Source organism: Oculatella sp. LEGE 06141, assembly GCF_015207605.1.
GTDB lineage: Bacteria > Cyanobacteriota > Cyanobacteriia > Elainellales > Elainellaceae > Oculatella.
In genome coordinates this window covers 19,143-35,834 of the sequence record NZ_JADEWO010000060.1, presented here as the reverse complement: position 1 = coordinate 35,834, position 16,692 = coordinate 19,143, and the positions used below count along the sequence as shown (strand labels likewise).

Annotated in this window: 19 protein-coding genes; 7 read left to right on the top strand and 12 right to left on the bottom strand. The window is 49.9% G+C overall.

The window, feature by feature from the left end; genetic code table 11:
- Positions 1-120: 120 nt before the first annotated feature.
- On the bottom strand, positions 121-1,683 hold the full coding sequence (locus IQ268_RS26495) for a P-loop NTPase fold protein (protein WP_193885514.1): 1,563 nt from the start codon (positions 1,681-1,683) through the stop codon (positions 121-123).
- A 56-nt stretch (positions 1,684-1,739) separates the two neighbouring features.
- Positions 1,740-2,411: a hypothetical protein gene (locus tag IQ268_RS26490; protein WP_193885512.1), complete on the bottom strand. Its 672-nt coding sequence runs from the start codon at positions 2,409-2,411 to the stop codon at positions 1,740-1,742.
- A 609-nt stretch (positions 2,412-3,020) separates the two neighbouring features.
- On the opposite strand from IQ268_RS26490, the gene IQ268_RS26485 reads away from it, so the two are divergent.
- Positions 3,021-3,599 carry an RNA 2'-phosphotransferase gene (locus tag IQ268_RS26485; RefSeq protein WP_193885510.1) on the top strand — a complete coding sequence of 193 codons (579 nt, stop codon included), beginning with the start codon at positions 3,021-3,023 and terminating at the stop codon, positions 3,597-3,599.
- Positions 3,596-4,042 carry an NADAR family protein gene (locus IQ268_RS26480; protein ID WP_193885508.1) on the top strand — a complete coding sequence of 149 codons (447 nt, stop codon included), beginning with the start codon at positions 3,596-3,598 and terminating at the stop codon, positions 4,040-4,042. The genes IQ268_RS26485 and IQ268_RS26480 overlap by 4 nt, the downstream gene beginning before the upstream one ends.
- Before the next feature lie 335 nt (positions 4,043-4,377).
- Here the strand turns inward: IQ268_RS26480 and IQ268_RS26475 are convergent, their stop codons facing one another.
- On the bottom strand, positions 4,378-4,533 hold the full coding sequence (locus IQ268_RS26475) for a hypothetical protein (RefSeq protein WP_193885506.1): 156 nt from the start codon (positions 4,531-4,533) through the stop codon (positions 4,378-4,380).
- Entirely contained in the window at positions 4,530-5,438 is a 909-nt protein-coding gene (locus IQ268_RS26470; RefSeq protein WP_193885504.1) for an SDR family oxidoreductase, read from the bottom strand. Before IQ268_RS26470 ends, IQ268_RS26475 begins: the two co-directional genes overlap by 4 nt.
- Positions 5,439-5,548: 110 nt before the next feature.
- Here IQ268_RS26470 and IQ268_RS26465 point away from each other — a divergent pair, with 110 nt between their 5' ends.
- On the top strand, positions 5,549-6,514 hold the full coding sequence (locus IQ268_RS26465) for a YafY family protein (protein WP_193885502.1): 966 nt from the start codon (positions 5,549-5,551) through the stop codon (positions 6,512-6,514).
- A 133-nt stretch (positions 6,515-6,647) separates the two neighbouring features.
- Here IQ268_RS26465 and IQ268_RS26460 read toward each other — a convergent pair whose 3' ends face one another.
- The 4 genes from IQ268_RS26460 to IQ268_RS26445 form a co-directional block, all read right to left on the bottom strand.
- Positions 6,648-7,127, bottom strand: coding sequence for a hypothetical protein (locus IQ268_RS26460; protein ID WP_193885500.1), 480 nt, complete (start codon positions 7,125-7,127; stop codon positions 6,648-6,650).
- An 18-nt stretch (positions 7,128-7,145) separates the two neighbouring features.
- Positions 7,146-7,601, bottom strand: a complete 456-nt coding sequence (locus IQ268_RS26455) for a hypothetical protein (RefSeq protein ID WP_193885498.1) — start codon at positions 7,599-7,601, stop codon at positions 7,146-7,148.
- 295 nt (positions 7,602-7,896) lie between these two features.
- Positions 7,897-8,367 (bottom strand): MAPEG family protein, encoded by a 471-nt coding sequence (locus tag IQ268_RS26450; RefSeq protein WP_228035750.1) that lies wholly within the window; start codon positions 8,365-8,367, stop codon positions 7,897-7,899.
- Between the two features lie 108 nt (positions 8,368-8,475).
- The gene (locus tag IQ268_RS26445) at positions 8,476-9,390 is read right to left on the bottom strand and encodes a helix-turn-helix domain-containing protein (protein WP_193885496.1); all 915 of its coding nucleotides are present in this window, start codon (positions 9,388-9,390) and stop codon (positions 8,476-8,478) included.
- Between the two features lie 111 nt (positions 9,391-9,501).
- Here IQ268_RS26445 and IQ268_RS26440 point away from each other — a divergent pair, with 111 nt between their 5' ends.
- Complete coding sequence (locus tag IQ268_RS26440; RefSeq protein ID WP_193885494.1) at positions 9,502-10,221, top strand: SGNH/GDSL hydrolase family protein; 720 nt, start codon at positions 9,502-9,504, stop codon at positions 10,219-10,221.
- 20 nt (positions 10,222-10,241) lie between these two features.
- Complete coding sequence (locus IQ268_RS26435; RefSeq protein ID WP_193885492.1) at positions 10,242-11,129, top strand: NAD(P)-dependent oxidoreductase; 888 nt, start codon at positions 10,242-10,244, stop codon at positions 11,127-11,129.
- 99 nt (positions 11,130-11,228) lie between these two features.
- Here IQ268_RS26435 and IQ268_RS26430 read toward each other — a convergent pair whose 3' ends face one another.
- The 3 genes from IQ268_RS26430 to IQ268_RS26420 form a co-directional block, all read right to left on the bottom strand.
- Positions 11,229-11,900 carry a glutathione S-transferase gene (locus IQ268_RS26430; protein WP_193885490.1) on the bottom strand — a complete coding sequence of 224 codons (672 nt, stop codon included), beginning with the start codon at positions 11,898-11,900 and terminating at the stop codon, positions 11,229-11,231.
- 194 nt (positions 11,901-12,094) lie between these two features.
- Complete coding sequence (locus IQ268_RS26425; protein WP_193885488.1) at positions 12,095-12,514, bottom strand: cupin domain-containing protein; 420 nt, start codon at positions 12,512-12,514, stop codon at positions 12,095-12,097.
- Between the two features lie 244 nt (positions 12,515-12,758).
- Positions 12,759-13,508, bottom strand: coding sequence for a class I SAM-dependent methyltransferase (locus IQ268_RS26420; protein ID WP_193885486.1), 750 nt, complete (start codon positions 13,506-13,508; stop codon positions 12,759-12,761).
- A 223-nt stretch (positions 13,509-13,731) separates the two neighbouring features.
- Here IQ268_RS26420 and IQ268_RS26415 point away from each other — a divergent pair, with 223 nt between their 5' ends.
- Positions 13,732-14,712 carry an aldo/keto reductase gene (locus IQ268_RS26415; protein ID WP_193885484.1) on the top strand — a complete coding sequence of 327 codons (981 nt, stop codon included), beginning with the start codon at positions 13,732-13,734 and terminating at the stop codon, positions 14,710-14,712.
- A 9-nt stretch (positions 14,713-14,721) separates the two neighbouring features.
- Complete coding sequence (arfB, locus tag IQ268_RS26410) at positions 14,722-15,138, top strand: alternative ribosome rescue aminoacyl-tRNA hydrolase ArfB (RefSeq protein WP_193885482.1); 417 nt, start codon at positions 14,722-14,724, stop codon at positions 15,136-15,138.
- A gap of 23 nt (positions 15,139-15,161) precedes the next feature.
- Here the strand turns inward: arfB and IQ268_RS26405 are convergent, their stop codons facing one another.
- A complete protein-coding gene (locus IQ268_RS26405) occupies positions 15,162-16,685 on the bottom strand; it encodes an alpha/beta fold hydrolase (RefSeq protein WP_193885480.1) in 1,524 nt (507 codons plus the stop codon).
- Between the last annotated feature and the right edge of the window lie 7 nt (positions 16,686-16,692).

Here is a 16,692-nt window from a genome sequence, read left to right as displayed (position 1 = left end):
GGTCTTGTCCCAGTCCGATTGGCTAACATCATTGATGGAGGGGACAGGGTTCTCTTCCATCTTGTTAGCCTAGCAGCACCTCTCGATTTTCTCAATTCCCTTTTTCAACCCCTTGAACAGTTACGATCTCACTAAGCAACCACGAGTTAAGTTAAAGTTAAATCGACTCTCATCGTCCAGCAGTCGCCTAAAACCTGCTCCTAAAGCACCACCACCTTCATACTGTAGGACTGCAACACCAATAGCAATTTCTTCTCCATTCTCTTGACCAAGAATCTTAAAGTTGAGGTAATCGTCCTTACCTCTTTTTCCAATACCCGTAATTACATCCTTAATCTTCACGCACTCTACAGTTTCTCCAACTAATCCTTGAAATCCTAGGAGCAGAGCTTCGGCTAACACTTGATTGTCATCTAAAACGCTTGTAATGTCTGCGCCTATTTCGCTAATGAATGCCATCTCAACTGGATCTGGCTCAACTACGATTATGATAGGAGGCTGATCCCCGCTGGTAGAACTGATAGGTGGTTTGCAGTTCTCCCGGCACCATTTCAGAACTTCCCGAACAGTAGGTTTGTCTTTACCAATTGCTTTAAGTTGTTCTACTTCAAAGGGGTAAATAGGATGAGGGGGATTTAAGTCTCTAGATTCGTAGTAATCCTTCAAGAAGAAGGCAACTAAATCAACTGTTGAATCACTATCAAGATACTGCAAGTCAAAAGCTTCACCAAAAGTTTTCATCTTACTGGAAACACCACCAGGAAGCTCTCTTTCAACCCTATCTTTCCAGATTCCAGGCATTAACACACTTAGGATGACACCCCGCTTCAAATTCTCAACTAACTCCTTGACTAAGTTTGCTACAACTTGTGATTTGTGCAAACCAGCATCATTAAATTCAAGGATATCTAGCTCATCAAAGCAGATGACCAATTCATTATATTCACTGATTAGTGAGAAAATTTGAAGGACGGCATCAAAAGACTGGTTCTGCGTCGGCAACCTCAAGTCATTTGCCTTAAATTGAGCTAGCTCTTTGCCTGCCAACCAATTCGATGCGTAGGAAGCTTCATCATCTGATAGTGTCCAAAAAATAGCTCGAACAATATCAGGATCTTGAACAGTCCTAACTCTACCAAATGCTCTGGTCAACTGATTGACCCATTTTGTGTTTTGATCTTCTTCTCCCGTCTCAAACTTCTTGACAAAATCTTTAGCAGCCATTGTTGGAAGTCCAATAGACTTTGCAGCGTCATTTGCCATCGATGCTGCGAGTTCCTGCCATTGTTTTACGCCTTGGCTACCAATGTTACTTAAACTGTCGGCTAAAATTTGTTGGAATCCCTGCTTTGCTTGATTCAAATCATTAAACTTGTTAGCAAACACAAACAGAGCGCCGCTCTGAGTTTGAAGACGGTGACGAATACGACTAATGATGTGTGTTTTACCCGTGCCGTCTTGAGCAGTGATCAGGATTGAAGTTGTTGAATAATGTCCCGCTCGAATATCCTCTAATGCTTTGAACACAGCATCGGAGGCGTGAGCATTTAAAGTTTCAACATCCGGAAAACTCTTGCCCCACACATTGTTAGCGTTAACGAAAGGAGGTTGAGCAAAAGGGTTATGGCTTTGAAGAGCAGCGTTAATCTTCTCTAAATCAGAGACAGCGAAAGTAGCGTTCATGGCATTTAATGAAATTGTTTGAGCAATCAGGAAGCATGCTTTGCGAGTCGAAGCTTTTACAGAACTTTGGCGTAGTATCGCACTCCGCCCAATGCTGTTTTGATAGAATTTTCAGCTTTATCAGGAGTGATATCTGGCATTTCTCCGCCAATCAATTGCAAAATATTTTCGCTCTGCATCTCTAACAACCATTCATCGAACTGAGAACGAGAAACCCGATCGCCAATTTCTCTACGAATGCGATAAATAGGAACCAGGTTATCGAAGTTATGGTCACGATTGAGGCGATCGTATACTTCTAGTGCAACTGGTTTAAAGGCTTCGTAAGAGGCGATCGCATCTTCTGCAACCTTGCCATTTGTCTCTGTCTTACTGCTGGTGCGGGGTACGCCCATTTCGCGTATCCATTTCAGCAATGCATTGGCTGTTTTTGCGCCGACTTGAGATGCAAAAGCAAAATCAGCATTCTTCAAGTTCTGGCTAAGCAAGTCTGCTCCCCTTGGAGAAAGAGCGATCGTAGTTTTGGTAACAGCGATCGCGCTATCTTTCTCTAACTGATCTAAAAAAATCTTGTAATCTGCGCTCTTCTTTCCCTTCTGTACAACTCGTCTTGTTAACTCTCCTCGTTTAACCTCAGATCCTACTCCTCCTAATTCCCACAAGGCAAGAAGGATACGAGTCGTACTCTGTAACATAACCGGATTTACTTCTGTTTGGGTGGCAGGCATACTTAATTATCCTAAGCTTGCTGAAGGAGAGAGTGTGCAATGAGGTAGCTCTTCGATCAGGATACCCAAACATTTCCGTGTTATCCCCCAAAATGTGACTCCAAAACAGAGTTGTTACAGAGTCTATATAAGAACTTTATGAAGATGTTTAGATACCCACAGTAGTATCAGATAAGCCTCAGAGAAGGTTCACCAACCGTTGAATTTCGTTCTTAAGGGGCATTGTTGCATGAAGAGCAGTTGCGAGGGTGAGTACATGGTTGGCATACGGCAGTGCCTCACATTAGGGTGGGATAGGTAAAGCTGTTTTCTAGGTTCAGGAATCTTTACCTGATAAGTGCTAGCATCTCGTAATCTCCTGAGTGTCCCATGTAGAGCCTACCTACAAGTACGAGAGGAAACGTACCACTGCTCGCAGTGGCGCTTGTGAACGGGCTTCGGCGTGAGCGCTCAGCCGAACGCGAGTGCAAAGAACCTGGGAAGTGGGCTTAGAAGTAGCCACCCTTGAAAGAGTGGGTAATAACTCACGACTCGGAGCGTCCTAAGTAACTGAGAAAGCGCAAATGCTCTTAAAACTGGCACGCAGGAGATTGATTGGAGAGGATCGTCATGGACAAGTCACGGCAGACCAAAATTAGCAAATACCTCAGTAAACACCTGCGACATACGCCAGAACGACTTGGGCTAACTCTGGCAGTGGGAGGTTGGGTAAATGTCGATGATCTGTTGTCTGCTTGTGCAGCGCATCAATTTCCTCTGACTCAGGCAGAGTTAGCGGAAGTCGTTGCCACCAGCGATAAGCAGCGCTTCTCATTTGATGAAACGAGAACTCGCATCCGTGCCAATCAAGGACATAGTGTTGAAGTAGATTTAGAACTACAACCCCAAATTCCACCCGATTTCTTGTATCACGGGACGGGTGAGCAATCTGTGTCAGCCATTCTGCAATCAGGACTGCTCAAGATGTCACGGCATCACGTGCATTTGTCTAAAGAGGTGGACACAGCTCGCAAAGTTGGAATGCGGTATGGTCATCCTACCATCCTGGCGATCGCTGCATCTGATATGCACCAAGCTGGATTTATCTTCTACTGCTCAGATAACGGAGTTTGGCTCGTGGATGAAGTTCCACCCCAGTATTTAAGTGTGATGGGCGATCGAGTACCAGCCATAAAGGAGCAATCATGACCATTTACTTCTACATTGAACGGGAAAAGCCTTACGGTTGCTTCTCCAACTTCTCAGCGCATGGTTTCATGCTGGATGAATTGTATTGGGTAACCAGTGAGCATTACTTTCAGGCACAGAAGTTTATCAATACACCTCATTTAGAACAAGTACGGCTGGCAAATACTCCCAAAGATGCAGCAAACATGGGCAGAAATCGTTCCCTGCCGCTCCGTGCAGATTGGGAGCAGATAAAAGATGATGTCATGCGAAAAGCCGTGCTGCAAAAGTTCAAAACCCATGCAGATATTCGAGAAATATTGCTGGCGACTGGCAATGAAGTGTTGGTAGAAAATTCTCCAATTGATTACTACTGGGGCTGTGGTAAAGACGGCAGCGGTAAGAATAAGCTGGGGCAAATTTTGATGGAAGTGCGTGAAATTCTACGCAACGAGGGTTTGTAGATAAGAGGATGCTTTAAAAGTGCTAATCGCCACTCGAACCACCTCTTCTCTGACTTTCCGCAGGTGGTAAGCCGCCAATTCTGGCTTCGACGTGAGCGCTCAGCCGAACGGGAACTTTGAAACAGAAACGCCTCCTAAATCCCCCATTTTGGGAGACTTAGGAGGCGAATGCAGCACATTTGATACGTTTCAAACATCCTCTAAGAGTGAGGAGAAGCGAGGGGTAGATGATGCGCTTAACTCAATACAATTACATTTAGTTCTTGATCTAGCGGCCGGTTGTGGCCAGATAACGGTCAAGTTGCAGCGCACCGCTGGACCATCCCTGATGAGTTTCAACAGGCAGCCGTTACAACAGCCTTCCACCGTTTAATCGACATGATTGGCATTCGCAAACTATTGAACCAGATTGCCAGTGTACTAAAGTGCAACGGCGATCGCATACCCAATCCCATGTGCGATCGACCGAGGGCACTAAAATTGGTGATCATCTGTATCCAGTCGCATTAGCGGGTTTACCTGCCTCTGTTACCTCCTGGATATAGCGCCAGGCATCCGGTTGAGAACCATCGAGATCGGTAAAACCATAGACCTTCGCGAGTTGACCACTAGAAAGAGATTGACCATTCCAACGAGCCACCTCTGGATCACTCGCCAGGTGGGCAACGGCACGCCCAACAAAATGCGGTGTTTCAGAAATGATAAAGTGCGGTTCCTTCGCTGTAGCCTCCTGCCAGTTTGCTTCACTGACACCAAAACCATCCAGCATCATTTCCGATCGCAACCACCCCGGAGTCAGGCATACTGCCGTACAGTGATGAGGTTGAAGCTCCTGTGCCAGTGCCCACGCCATCCGAATAATTGAATTCTTAGCAATGTCATACATCAAGGCTTGCCGATAGTGCTGATTGTTGTAATCTGCCGTTCCATCGGTGAGTTCAACGACGAATCCTCCAGGTTTTTGAATCAGCAGCGGCAGGGCAAAGTGGCTGGTGATGAGATGCGTATCGATTGCCAGTCGCAACAGGCGTAGTCCCCGCTCCAGATCAACGTCCCAAATAGGCTTGTCAAACTCTGCGAAGTGTTCTGCCCCAATATCATTGATCAAGATGTCTAACTGTCCTTGTTCCCGCTCAACGCGAGCAACGAGCGATCGCACCTGATCTGGATCGAGATGATCCACCTGAACTGCAATTCCTTTTCCACCTGCCTGATTGACTAACGCTGCTGTTTCCTCGATCGTTTCAGGGCGATCGTAGTCTGAGCGATGGTTGCGAGTGCTGCGACCCGTGACATAAACGATTGCGCCCGCCGCACCCAGTTCTACCGCAATGCCTCGCCCTGCTCCGCGAGTGCCTCCCGCCACGATCGCCACCTTGTCCTTCAATGGTTGCATGATTGCTGTCCTCCAACGGTCATACTCAGAGCATAAAGGCGACTTCATGACACCCCCTGTCATATTTCAGCGGTAGTGTAGAAGAAGTTGCGATGGTTCTATAAATCGTTATGCGTGCCGATAGGCTCCTCTCTATCCTGATGCTGTTACAGGTTCATACTCGGTTAACCACGCGAGAACTGGCAGAGCGACTGGAAGTGTCTGAGCGCACCATTCATCGGGACATGGATGCCCTTAGCAGTGCAGGGGTTCCGGTAGTGGCAGAACGGGGTAAGGGTGGTGGATGGAGTCTGTTGGAGCAGTACCAAACCACGCTGACTGGACTCAACCTGGCAGAGATTCAGGCGTTATTTGTGCCAAAACCAACTCACCTGCTAGCAGATTTAGGTTGGGGGCAAGCGTTTGAAGCCGCATTACTCAAACTTTTAGCAGCGTTGCCTGCTGCAAATCGGCAGCAAGCGGAATTAGTGAGCCAGCGGATTCACGTTGACCCAACCGGATGGCAGCACTGGGACGAAGAGATGTCATCATTTCCGGTTCTGCGAGCCGCTGTTTGGCAAGAACGGCAAGTTTTCCTGAGCTATAAACGCGGCAACGGTCAGCCGATTGAGCGATCGGTCAATCCTTTAGGATTGGTTGCCAAAGGGAGTGTCTGGTATTTGGTAGCAGCAGCGGAAGAAGACGTGCGTTCCTACCGCATTTCACGAGTACAGAATGCAGTGCTAATGGATTCTCAGTGCATTCGTCCAGTTGGGTTCAATTTAGCCGACTACTGGCAGCGATCGATGGTGGAGTTCAAAGCAAATCTCCCTTACTATGGCGTAACGGTGCGGGTTGCTCCAGAGGCAGTGTCCTGGTTACGGTATGCTGGATACTTTGCTCGTATTGAACAGATCATTGATGCCCCCGATGCCGATGGCTGGGTTCATATCTCACTCCGGTTTGATATTGAGAAAGCAGCTTGCGCTTACGTGTTGGGGTTTGGCGCGCAGATGGAGATTCTTGAACCCTCAGAGTTGCGCGATCGCGTGTTGCAAGCGGCAAAGGAGACGATCGCACTTTATACCAGACATTGAATTAATCGTTATGCCATTGGCACTCAAGGCATATTGAAAAACCTGGAGGAGAACGGCACTAATCAGATGATGCGCGTTGATGGGGTGCGATCGCTCTCTAAAAATGCCTTGAGGCGATCGTTTTAACTGGCTCCTAACCGGCTACAGACTGAATCGGCGAGCCTAAAAGTTGCTCGATCCTCTCTGGCTGCATCGTCTGCAAATAGTCGGCTTCAAATCCTGGTGGTAAAAACTCAAACAGGATGCGATTCTCCAACCAAAACTCAACCAGCCTGAAGACATTGTCTCCTTGGTCGCGAGTCAGAACGCGCCACCCTTCCCGTTGCCCAATCTGCTCGATTTGCTGCTGAGTGGTGGGAACCGAAATTGCGGCATGAACCGCGACTAAATCGGTAGATGTGGCATGGAGCAATTGAGCGGCCTGGCTATCGGCACCCGGAACCCATGCCGTTCCTTTAGGAAACACCACAACAGCCGTACCGTAGTTGTCGTAGGGCATTACGTTGTAACTGCCGGGGTAGAAGAATTGATAAACCTTACCATTCCAGAGTTCTGCAAGAACGCTAGCCACCCGCAATGGATTGACAGCATCAATTGAAATATGGTGAATCATGAACATTACTCCATTCAATTAGATCGTGGGTGAGAATGCCGACATTAGCATTGTGAGGGTGAGCACAGCAGACCCCGTAATTCCAGCCGTTCGCGGCCAGTTGTAGCGGATCAACTCTCGGATCACGCCCTCCTGCTTACCGCCCTTTTCCAAGCGGGCATGGCGCGGAATCTCTAACGCTACCGTCACCACTAATGACAGTAGCCCACAGGCGGCATTTGCCAGGGAAAGCCCCGTTGGTACCGACTCAGGCTGAACGAAAATTAGAGCGATGGGCAGCAGGAAGCTGGCAAACCCTGGAAAAATCACCGGAAGCGGTATGTGGCTGGAATAGAACCTGTGATAAGTAACGTAGTCCGCTGTGCCGACTTTGGCAAAAAGGGGATAGACCACGAGTTGGACAAACCAGGTGATACCGAGGCTATAGAACGCAAATCCGGTGCAAACCAATAAAAACCAGTGTGAAAAGTCCATAAGAAACACGGTAGAGAATGAGCGATCGCCCCCCCACTAATGAAGGAAGCATGAACGATGAGAACGGTACTCTTTCAGCAAACCAGGAACCCATTGATTTACACAGAAGAGTGAGTTGTCGTTATCTATCCTCAGAATAAAGAGTGATGCCAGCATTGCCAGCCAGAAAAGGTCAGAAAAAGTCTGAACCACGCCTGATCATTGTCGTGACGGACTGCGACATTACCTTGCAAGCTGTGGATTGACTGTTTGTTTCCAGCCAATGACGCAACCGAGTAAAACTGGAAACACCTGATTACATCCCAGGAGCAGCTTTAACCACCGCCAGCACCGTCAGGCTAACCAGGCAGCCCAATTGAACGACCAGGCTGATCAATCGGAATGTAGGATCACCACCCGTGATATGAATCATGGAGTGCAATAGCCGAGCGGTGATGTAAACAGCAACCAATGAATCGATCGCCACTCCGGTTATAGCCCGCACCGTCAGCAGAAAAACAACCCCAAGGTACAACGGCAGGTTCTCGACCAGGTTTGCCTGTACGCGAAAGAGTCGCCAGAGCAGACTTGCATCATTGGGTGTACCAAAATCTTTTGCACTGCCGCCCTTCGCCAAATGCCGAATTCTGACGGCGAGCAGCAGAACCACAACGGCGATCGTCCACAAAATGAAAATCACCACCCCCCAGAGCGGGACGGTCATACTCATGGGATTGACTGGCAGTTGTGCCATCTCTATGGGCAGTGTAACTTGCTCGATTTGCATTTTCTTTCTCCAAGAAGATCCTGTTCATACTGTAAACAGGCCGTTCATTGAAGCTCTAGGAAAAAGTTGCGACGGTTTGGTACATTATTGCGATCGCCATCATTACGGTCAACGGTTCATTGATTGCAGCAGTTGGTTTGGTGTAACACCTACAAGGCGCTTGAAATAGCGAGTTAAATGACTTTGATCGCAAAAGCCAGTTCGTATGGCAATCTCCGCAATGGTCAATTCACTGTGTTCCAGTAGATCTTTGGCTTTATGAATCCGACATTGCAAGATATATTGATGGGGCGTGATGCCCATGCGTTGCTTGAACAACCGTAAGAAATGATAAAGGCTGATTTGGGCGATCGCCGCAATCTCATCAAGTTTCAAATCGTGATGGAGATGATCATTGATATAGTCTGTCACCAGAGCCAGTTTGGTTTGAGACAAACCATCGGTATAACTGGAGAGTTTTGGACGTGTGGCACAATATTTTCGCAGTAAGTGAATGGCTAATGCCGTTTTGAGGCTATCCACCAATACATTACTCCCCATACCACCCGTCGCAATTTCTGCCTTCAAGGTCGAAAAGATGGTTTGGATAAACTCATCTTTTTCGTTCATAAAATGAGGAATCAGTTCAATCGGGTCATTTACCCAATCTTGCCCTACCTGTTGCAGCAGGCGCGGTTCAATCGCCAGAACCATAAACTGAGCTGGAGTATCCCAACTACAGCGATGAGCTATCCCGGCAGGAATGATAGCAATGTCTCCTGCACTCCGCCTTTCTCGCTCCACTTTGCCATCTAACCAGCGGGCACCGGGCGCATTGATGCCTGAGGAGTCGGCCAGTCCACAGGCCAGCACATGCATCGTATGCTGATGTTCTGCCGTGGCAAAGGTGGGCTGTTGATGCAGTTCCAGATGCACACCATTCCAATCGGAGCTTTTTAAAACAGCGGGTTTAGGCACAATCCAATCCGATGCCTGTTCCTGGCTGTAATCAATTAGTTCAATGGCTTGCCCTGGTGTTCTCATCGCCTGACTTCTGTGCTGGTTGGGTAGTTGAACATTCGCACATCACAAATCCATCTTCTGACGAGTATCGTCTCTCGCCTCCTAATGCTAGCGTCGAACCAGTAGGGCACGATGGCTTCGTTTCAACCGACGCGACGACGGTTTAGTCAGGCGATTGGAGGGGCAGGTCTGTTGACGCTCTTGGGCTGCGATCGCCAGGAACACAGCATGGTGACACTCTATACGTTTGGTGATTCGATTTTAGATTGCGGACGATACAACGAGTTTGGTGTGCATCCAGGGCAATTGCTCGTCCAGAACGACGATCGCCTGTTTCCTCAATTTCAGGGGCAAGACCTGGCCTCACGCGGGCTGGCTCATCTCGACCATCGCGCCCGTGATGGCTCAACGGTTGATGGGTTGCCTTCTCAAACACACGGACTGCGGGTGGAGGGAACGGCGATCGCCCTCATTACGATTGGCGGTAACGATCTGCTGCGGGGCTTAATTCACGACACGGGTGCCGGGATAACCGCCTTTGCCAGTAGCCTCGACACATTCATACAACAGCTTCCCATTCGTCCTGTTCTGCTTGCTAATGTGTACGATCCAACGGTGGGAGATGATAGCCGCAACTTTTTAGGAATAGATGCCGCGATCGCCCGTAAAAACCTTCAGCACATGAACACCGCCATTCAAGAGATTGCTAACCGCCATGGGCAGTTTGTCGATCTCCATGCTCACTTTCTCAAGGGCGATCCGTCCTGGTTTACAGCAACGATCGAGCCAAGCTTGCGAGGTGCATCGGAAGTGCGGCGTGCGTTTCTGCCTCATGTGATGGAGCAAATCTAACCTCAACAACGGAGCAGATCATGAGTGAAACAATTGGGTTCATTGGGTTGGGCAACATGGGGTTGCCAATGGCGACAAATTTGCTAGCAGCGGGGTATCCGCTTAGAGCCTACAACCGCACCTCGGAGAAAGCGCAACCTCTGGCAGAGCAAGGGGCGCAAGTGGTTTCCCAACCGGCTGAAGCCGTGGAACCGGGTGGAATTGTGGTCACAATGCTGGCAAACGATGCGGCATTAGAAGCGGTTGTGCTGGGCGACAATGGCATTCTTGCCAAATTGGGGCAGGGAGGTATTCATCTATCCATGAGTACGGTCTCACCCGCCACGGCTCATAAGCTTGCCGCGTTGCACGAACAACAGGGATCGCAGTATGTTGCGGCTCCGGTTTTTGGCCGTCCCGATGCTGCCGCTGCCCGCAAGCTGTGGGTTGCCTGTTCTGGAAAAACACCTGCCAAAGACCGAGTTAAACCGATACTGGAACAGATAGGGCAGGGAGTATTTGATTTTGGCGAGGAGGCCGGATCTGCCAACGTGGTGAAGCTCACAGGCAATTTTTTGATTATTGCGGCGATCGAGGCGATGGCTGAAGCGTTTACCCTGGCCGAAAAGAACGGCATCGATCGCACCGATGTTGCCAATCTCTTTGGTCAAACCCTATTTGCCTGCCCAATTTACCAGAACTATGGCCGAATGATTGCCCAGCAGCAGTATGAACCCGCAGGCTTTAAGCTCGCGTTGGGCTTAAAAGATGTCACCCTTGCGCTACAAACCGCCCGCGAAAGCCAGATGCCCCTTCCCCTGGCTAGCTTGCTTCACGATCGCCTGTTAGCGCTGGTGGCTGATGGCAAAAGTGAGATTGATTGGACAGGCTTAGCACTGAAGACATCAGCAGAAGCCGGACTGCAATAGAAACCTGCTGGCTGTGACTCAGTAGGCTTCTGAGTCATGCCGCAACAGCAAGCAAACCAGCCTGCTGAAGCGTGGGGTGTTGATGTTGGTGCGTATTGGCTACATGGAGAGCTGATATGCGCCACCTCGTTTCAACGCCCGTTGATAGGCAGGGCGATCGTGGATGCGATCGAGGAAATTCATCAGTTTTGGACGGCTGGCATCTAATCCGGCTCGTGCCGCGGCTGCCTCAATTGGAAAACTCATCTGAATATCGGCGGCTGTAAAGTCATCTCCTGCAAACCAGAGGCTCTTCTCCAGTTCTGCTTCCAAATAATTGAGGTGCAGCGTGATTTGCGGGGTGATGAACGCCTGTTGGGTTTTACGGATGATTTGCTGTGCGATCGGTTTAGCAAAAAACGGCATGGGTTGCTGCTCAATGCGATCGAAGACCAGCTTCAACAACAGGGGTGGCATGGCTGACCCCTCGGCATAATGGAGCCAGTAGGTATAGCGCAACCGCTCTGGCCTGTCCGGTGGTGGTACCAGTCGGCCTCCACCATATTGCTCAGTCAGGTATTCAATGATGGCTCCAGATTCGGCCAGAGTTACATCCCCATCGGTAATGACAGGCGACTTACCCAGGGGATGAACCTGACGTAGAGACGCCGGAGCCAGCAGCGTCTTGGGGTCGCGTTCGTAAGACTTGATGTCGTATTCCAACCCAAGCTCCTCTAGCAGCCACAGTATGCGCTGGGAACGAGAATTATTTAAATGGTGAACAATAATCATCCGGTGATTCTACCCGTTCTGCATCTGTTGTAACTTGCTAGTATCCGAACTCCTGGTTACCTGACAAACAGTTGAGATTGGTCAGGCAATTAGCTCGCTACATAGCTAGGTAGCAGCATACTGGATGCTCAAGGATTAGTCTTCTATCTAATGCAGGAGCTTGTCCAAACGTCTGGTGCAACACTCAAGCTGTATCAGAGCGTTTGAGTGGGTTGTGATAGGGGTCGGTTTTGAGTTCCTTCACCGGGAGTAATGAATAACATTGAGCTGGGTATCTGTACTCTGGCCGTATGCCATGTACCACGCGGTACAAGGACATAACAACCTGGCGTACTCAGTTGCACTGTATGCTCAACTCCACCTTGCTCCAGGATTAATTCAACCTGACCCGAAAGCAGACACACAAACTCTTCTCCAGTTGGGTGCATTTCCCAGGTATCCCAGTCTTGCTCAAAGGTAAAGTAAGAAACGAGTCTCTTTCCTTTGAAATCACCGAATTGATGCTCCAGATCTTCAAAAAAGCGATCGCTCACAGGAATTGGAGTGGCATCACCATCGTTCTCCAGAACAACATAGGTAGAGTTGATGTTAAGTGGGGTAACATTACGGGTCATTGGATAGCCTCCATATGGTTACGGTTCAAGGCTGATGATGTATTGAATGATGTTTCATTCTTCCAGTAAATGAGTCAGAGGTGCGATCGAACGATGGAGCGGTTTTAGATCAATTTGGTTCAAGTGTACTACATAATATCGAGCTGCTTTGGTCAGCAAAAGATATCTTCAGGAAGACACTAAGGTGAGTTGGCTGACGCGTTTTCCAGTCCGTTCAGCACAGAATTTCGGGTATCTTCACGCCTCATGCTCTGGAGCGATGTCGATTCGGCTTACGCGCCGCCATCGCCAGAAATAGCGGAATGCGTAAGCGCCGTTCGTATTCTGCTGCGCTCACAAAGTTGTCTCGTTGGGGACGTGATTCTCGCACTCGCTCTAGCTCAAAACCGGCTCCTATAACAAGGTCAAAATACTCTTCTAAGGTATGGTGATACTTCGTGATCTCTTGTCCAAGCCACAGATGTACCCTTGCGCCTGATTGGAAGTAGTTGTCCACTAACCATGTAGTGCGGCGACCTTCCGCCAAACTGGCGAAGTTTGATGTAATCACTGGATGCTCCACTGATACAACCACCCGTCCACCAGGACGAAGTGCCTGATACATTTCCTGAAAGACGGGCTGGAGATGTTCAACGTAATTCAGTGCCAGCCGCGACGACACTAAATCAGCTTGCTCGCTCTGTGCTTGCCATGTTTCTATCCGATTGTGATCCACCTTCCCTGGGGTGTTTGCAAGCACCTGACGGGCAACGTCAACCATTGCCTGCGAGGCTTCAATACCTGTGTACGATCGCGCCCCTTGACGAAGTGCCTCTTGACCAAATGCAGCATCCCCACAGCCTAAGTCAACAATATCAAGGTTGCTGAGATCGCCTGCCAAACTTAAAAACAGCGGACGTTCGAGTGTTGTGTTGGGGTTGTCTGGTTGGGCACGGTGTGCGAGATACCTGGCTCGCACGTCTGGGTTGTCGTAGAACGCTTCATCTTCAGGCATCTTCTTTCCCGTCGTTTACCTCTTCGCTGGGTTTGTCATTGGGAACGGACTGTTCCTGCTTGGCCCCACTACGTTTTCCAGCCTCCAATCCTAACCTTTAGTATGAAGGCGTTCACCCCTTCTATGGTCTAGTGTTGAGTGTTTGGTCGTATTTGAGTATTTGAACAGAAGTAGGTGGCTGAACGTTGGTGAAACCACCCCGTTTCATTGAAGAGAGTGTTTTATGAAATACATCCGGTTGGGCAACACGGGATTGCAGGTTTCGCGGATTTGTCTTGGCACCATGACCTACGGTAGCCCCAAGTGGCGAGAATGGGTTTTGTCCGAGGAGGACAGCCGCCCGTTTATTGCGCGATCGCTAGAAGCAGGAATCACCTTTTTTGATACGGCAGATATGTATTCCCTGGGTGAAAGCGAAGCGGTTTTGGGTCGGGCTTTGAAGGAATTTGCCCAACGAGAGCAGGTTGTGATTGCCACCAAAGTCTTTCACCCAATGAGCAATGACCCGAACGATCGCGGTTTATCACGCAAGCATATCTTCGCCAGCATTGATGCTTCCTTGCGACGGCTGCAAACGGACTATGTTGATCTGTATCAGATTCACCGTTGGGATAACGAAACCCCAATTGAAGAAACGCTGGAAGCGTTACATGACCTGGTAAAAGCAGGCAAAGTTCGCTACATTGGCGCATCAAGCATGTATGCATGGCAGTTTGCTAAAGCATTGTACCTGGCAGACTTACACGGCTGGACGCGCTTTGTTTCAATGCAGAACCACTACAACCTGGTGTACCGGGAAGAAGAGCGGGAGATGCTTCCCCTGTGCTTATCCGAAGGCATTGGTGTCATTCCCTGGAGTCCATTGGCACGAGGGTTTCTGGCAGGAAATCGGCAGAAGGAAACCAGGGGAGAGACAACCCGTGCCAAGACTGATGATTTTGCCCACCAACTTTACTATCAGGATTCAGATTTTCAGGTGGTCGATCGCGTCATCGAATTAGCCCAACAGCGTGGTGTAGCCCCGGCTCAAATTGCATTAGCATGGTTGCTGCATCAACCCGGAGTAACCGCTCCTATTATTGGAGCCAGCAAAATGAATCACCTGGAAGATGCGCTGGCATCCCTGGAGATTGAGTTAACGCAGGAGGAGTGCCAGCGGTTGGAGGAACCCTACCAGCCTCATCCCGTATTAGGACATCGCTAAACTGAACCTATGCTACAAATTTCTAACACGGTGACTATTCCAGAGCATGAGATTGAAATGAGTGCCGTGCGATCGCAAGGAGCTGGTGGGCAAAACGTCAATAAGGTGGCTACTGCGATTCACTTACGGTTTGACATCCTGGCGTCTTCGCTGCCGGATCGCTACAAAGAGCGATTGTTGAACCTGAACGACCAGCGCATCACCAAAGAAGGGGTGATTGTAATCAAGGCTCAGGAACACCGCCGCCAGGAGCAAAACCGGGAAGAGGCGTTGCAGCGATTGCAAGAACTGATCAAAAGTGCGATCGCCGTTCCCAAGCCACGCAAACCAAGCAAACCGACGCGCGGTTCCCAAAAACGACGGCTGGACAGCAAAAGTAAGCGAAGTCAACTCAAAGCCACGCGAGGAAAAGTAACGGATGAATGAGCGGTGCATCTATCATCCACAGGCTATGCCGAGAGCGGGAAGCCTGCCGCCAGCAACCACCCAAAAAACAGAGCAGACCCGATCGCGTATACCCATGCCCGATTCAACAAGCCTGCAACCAGGGATAAGATTCCCAGCAGTGGCGGGAACAGCGGTAGGAGCAGGAACATAAAACCCAGTTGCGGCAGAAAGTTGAGCGTCAGCACAAATCCACCAATTAAACTGAGGCTCTGTCCCAGCCACCAAAGAATTCGTTTGCCCACTCCAATATTCTGTTGCACTATGCCAGAGGCCAAAAACCAGGGCAAGCAGGCGATCGCCAGTGGCAACCACAATCTCAACCGAATGGGGATCAGCCACCACTGAAGCCAGACAACCTGTGCCATTGCGCCGAAGGCAACCCAGAGCCATCCAAACAGCCCTATCCCCAGACCAACCGCAACCAGGGTGGGACGAGGCAGACGAGCCAGCACGGCCAGCCAGGTTAACCCGGCTATCAAAAACCAGACTCCAACGGCTCCACCCACCTGCACCCCACCTAAAGCCTGGAGATCCATCTTTTGACTCAGCAGTACCAGTCCTGCTACGGCAACCATCGGCGCAATGACCAAACCGACCCATCGTTGGACAGGAGCAATTTTTGCGGCTGGCGTTGCCGATTCACTATCCAGTGGAGCGATCGCCGCTGGCGCACCCAGGCCAACCGCCGCCAGCCCCACCAGCCAGCCTAATAAGTGCAGGCCATACCAACCCATGCGGCGATCGCGATAGCGTTGCCCGGTCAAATCAGCAGATTGACTATCGTCTGCGCTCCCAAACGTTGCGTTTAGCCACCGTCGTGCTGCCTGATGGCTGCCATCACTGAACAGAATGGTGATGTGTTCCACGCCGGGAATGACGATCAGTTCTCGTCCCAAACCCTCCGCCAGATTGGAATTCTCTCCCCCTGCTTGTGCCAGCAGGCGTTGGGCGTTGCTCACAAAGCGTCCTTCTCCACTGCCGGCCTGCAACTGAAGATTACGAGGAACATTTGGAGTGGTGGTGGCACCAGTGGGGGAAACGGCAACGGTTGCGGCAAAACGCTCCGGGTTGCGAATTCCAGCCGTCATCACAATTCCGCTACCCATTGAATGACCTAAGAGTGCCAGACGCTCCGGATCAACTTCTGGTTGAGCCAACAGAGCTTGCAGGGCAACATCAAGGTTTTGCTGCAACTCGTATCGCTGCAAGCGTGCTGGATTGGCACCATGTCCATCAAAATCCCATAACATTACCGCATACCCCGCATGAGCCAGCACATGCCCGTAACCCAGCATCAACTGTTTAGAGCCAGCAAAGCCGTGGGCAATGAGAACTCCCGGCACGGCCTTCGCCTGTTGAGGCGCAAGATACAACAGGGGCACATCCTCTTGCAGGCGCGATAGTTCCGCTCCATGAAGTGTTCTTACTGTCAGCCCCGCCCGAGCAGTTACAATCCCTAACCAGGACGAACCAATTAGCAGGATTGCCAATAACAACAATCCCAATTGCTTGCGGTTTAATTTCACTGAATCC